The 2,866-nt window shown below is 47.4% G+C and carries 2 protein-coding genes; both read right to left on the bottom strand.

The genetic code is table 11. From position 1 onward, the window contains the following. On the bottom strand, positions 1–885 hold an 885-nt coding region (locus tag Q0389_RS12940), incomplete at its 3' end, for a sulfate adenylyltransferase (RefSeq protein ID WP_298694823.1). Beyond that, the gene (locus Q0389_RS12935) at positions 863–1,750 is read right to left on the bottom strand and encodes a response regulator (RefSeq protein ID WP_298694821.1); all 888 of its coding nucleotides are present in this window, start codon (positions 1,748–1,750) and stop codon (positions 863–865) included. The genes Q0389_RS12935 and Q0389_RS12940, both read right to left, overlap by 23 nt. Positions 1,751–2,866: the final 1,116 nt, after the last annotated feature.

Raw genomic sequence — 2,866 nt, 5'->3', positions numbered from 1 at the left:
GTATTCGCTGGAGATGCAGACATCGATATCGATCCCCACCAATCGGTCGACAATCGATTTGTTGGCATTATGATCGTAGTACATCCCGATGCCGGCATGGTTTTGACCGATCATCAGCCGATCACAGCCATAGTTCTTGGCCACGATGGCATCGATGATGACTTCGTTGCTTCCGGCAAAAATATAGGTGCTTTCTAACGGAACGACGATGACTCTGTTACGCGGGAGATAATTATCGATGAAAAATTCGAGGGTTTGATACCGGAGCGCGTAGTTGAGATTTGCATTGTTATAAGGTTGCAATAAAAAGATAACGATTAGATCGGTACGCTCCAGACTTTGACGTATGAGACGCTCATGCGCACGGTGTAGAGGATTCGCTGCCATGAAAATAGCGGTCGTATGTTCCGCCCCGATTTGCTGTTGTGCTTCGGCGATTTTTTCCTGAATCGATTGCACCGGAGAAAGATCGAGAGTATAATCGCCGCAGATAGCGTATTTGCCCAACCGTTTATAGGTAAGGCTGACTCCGGGATGGGAGAGATCTTCGGTACCGTAGATCTGGCGGAGCCGTTCGCGCGGGTCAATCGGATAGACTTCGTCTACACACAGTTCGCCTACGACTTTATTGTCGCTGACGAGATCGAGAATTTCCCCTTTGTGTGCCGAGGTGAGAATTGTTTCGTTGACGTTCCCGCTGGGAGAGAGAATGAGGGGAAAGGGGAAGGTTTTTCCCTGAAACATACCCGTACTTAAAACCTCTTTGCTTTGGGCCTCGTTCATCAAAGCGGTTACGGGAGAGAGCATCCCCGCCTTTAGTAAAATAAGGGCGGATACGGCTTCCTGATCGATAAAAAGGGCTCTATTTTTTCTTGACGATGCCATATTTCTTTCTCTTTTCCCATAAACTTTTTCGCGAGATTCCCAGTTTTTTGGAAAGTTCCGTATCCGGAAAGCGATTTTGGAAATGGATCATGATATATTTGACGTACTCTTCGATCGGAAGAATCTCTCCCTGATCAAACAGATGGTTGTCGCTTTCGATTTCGATGACCCGATATGGGGGATTGTCGATAGGGTCCGTACTGGCAATAATACACTCTTTCGAAGCGATCAGATCGTAAAATGCTTTATATTCGCTTTTTTTCAGATTTTGAAAATCGGTGATGTAGAGGATCGAATCATCGTTTAAGTGGGCAATGTCGTTAAAGGCTTTTGCCGATGAGAGCGAAATGAACTGAAGCGGTTTGTCATGATGGGCCGCATATCGGAATGCAAAAGCATCGGCATATTTTTGGTAGCCGCTGCAAATGAAAAGCGGGAGTTCGATTTTGTCCAGATCTTCATCCACATTGATCGTGTTGAACGTATGGGTGAGATAGCGCTCATACGTTTGATTCTGGCGTTTTAGCCGCTCATGGTTTTGAAAGTGCTGGATTTTCCGGATCAGCTCTTCGATCATAAACGGTTTGAGGATATAATCTTTGGCACCTGCCGCGAGAGGCTTGGAAACGGTGTCGTTGCTAATATAACTTACCATAAGAATGACGACGGCATTTTTATAGGCTTCGATGACGGGATAGATGTCTTGACCGCTGATATTCGTCGAGAGGAGAATAACGTCATAGGGAATCCCGCGCAGACCCTCTTTGGTTGAGCTTGATATATCGCAGTTGTGGCTGAGATCGCTTAGCTTTGAAGCAATGCTTTGTGCAAGATAGATCTCGTTTTCGATAATAAGTATGTTCATCCGTTTTTCCAATCAAAATAGTGTACTGATGCTGTAGAAATCACTCCAACCCCCTCTTTACGTCCGATAAATCCGAGATGTTCCGTCGTCGTTGCTTTGACATTGATCCGAGAAAGCGGCAGGTGTAACAGTGAGGCCAAGACGCGTCGCATTTCGTCTTTATACGGGGAAATCTTAGGAGTTTGGGCAATAATCGTAATATCGGCATGAGCGATCACGAAGCCGAAATTATGCAGTTTTTCGACGCAGCGCTTTAAGAGCACTCTGGAGTCGATATTTTTATAGACGGCGTCCGTATCCGGGAAAAGCATCCCGATATCCCCCAGACAGGCAGCCCCTAAAAGGGCATCGATGAGGGCATGTATCGCAACGTCTCCGTCGCTGTGGGCTTTAAATCCGAAAGGACTGTCGATTGTAACTCCTCCGAGAACCATCGGTTTGCCCTCTTCGAAAGGGTGGACGTCGAAGCCGTTACCCGTAAATACGATCGAAGATGGGGCATCCAGACACTCCAAGACGGCTGTGTCGGAAGCATGTGTGAGTTTCGCCGCACGGGGATCTCCGGGGACAAAAACACGTGTTCCGCCGGCGGCGACGATCGCACTGCTTTCGTCGGTGAATTCCTGATCCGTATTGAGTGCGCGTCGAAGTATGGATGTTTTTGAGAGTTGAGGTGTTTGGATACGCTTGACCTGATCGCGTTCGATGGTTTCATTGCGATAGGTGACCGTATCGATGACATCGAGCGCGGGAACGATGACATCGGCTTCGTCCTTACGGGCTATTAGGGCATGCAAAAGCTCGGAATCGATACAAGCACGGGCTATATCGCTGACGATTACGTAGGGAGTAGAGACGTGTTGGAGAGCGTTTTTCAGTGATTGCTGTCGTGTTTCTCCGCCGGAAACGACCGTAAAATCGCACATCGAAGAGATAAACGGTACTTCGTCGGGATGGGCGGCGAGTACGACGGCAACATCGGGAAGAGATTCTTTGATACGGTTAGTAACATAAAACCATAGAGGATCATGGCCGATTCTTAGCCATTGTTTTTTAACCGGTATTTTAAAAAGATCGGAAGAGCACACGTCTGAACTCCAGTCACATTCCTTTATC

Source organism: uncultured Sulfuricurvum sp. (genome assembly GCF_937936435.1).
In the GTDB taxonomy this organism is placed as follows: domain Bacteria; phylum Campylobacterota; class Campylobacteria; order Campylobacterales; family Sulfurimonadaceae; genus Sulfuricurvum.
The sequence above is the reverse complement of the archived record's forward strand: the minus strand, read 5'-3'. Positions and strand labels throughout refer to the sequence as shown.

Bases quoted from the DNA above. Each gene is read 5' to 3' on its own strand.
- Q0389_RS12935 (WP_298694821.1), bottom strand. From the start codon at position 1,750: ATGAACATACTTATTATCGAAAACGAGATCTATCTTGCACAAAGCATT.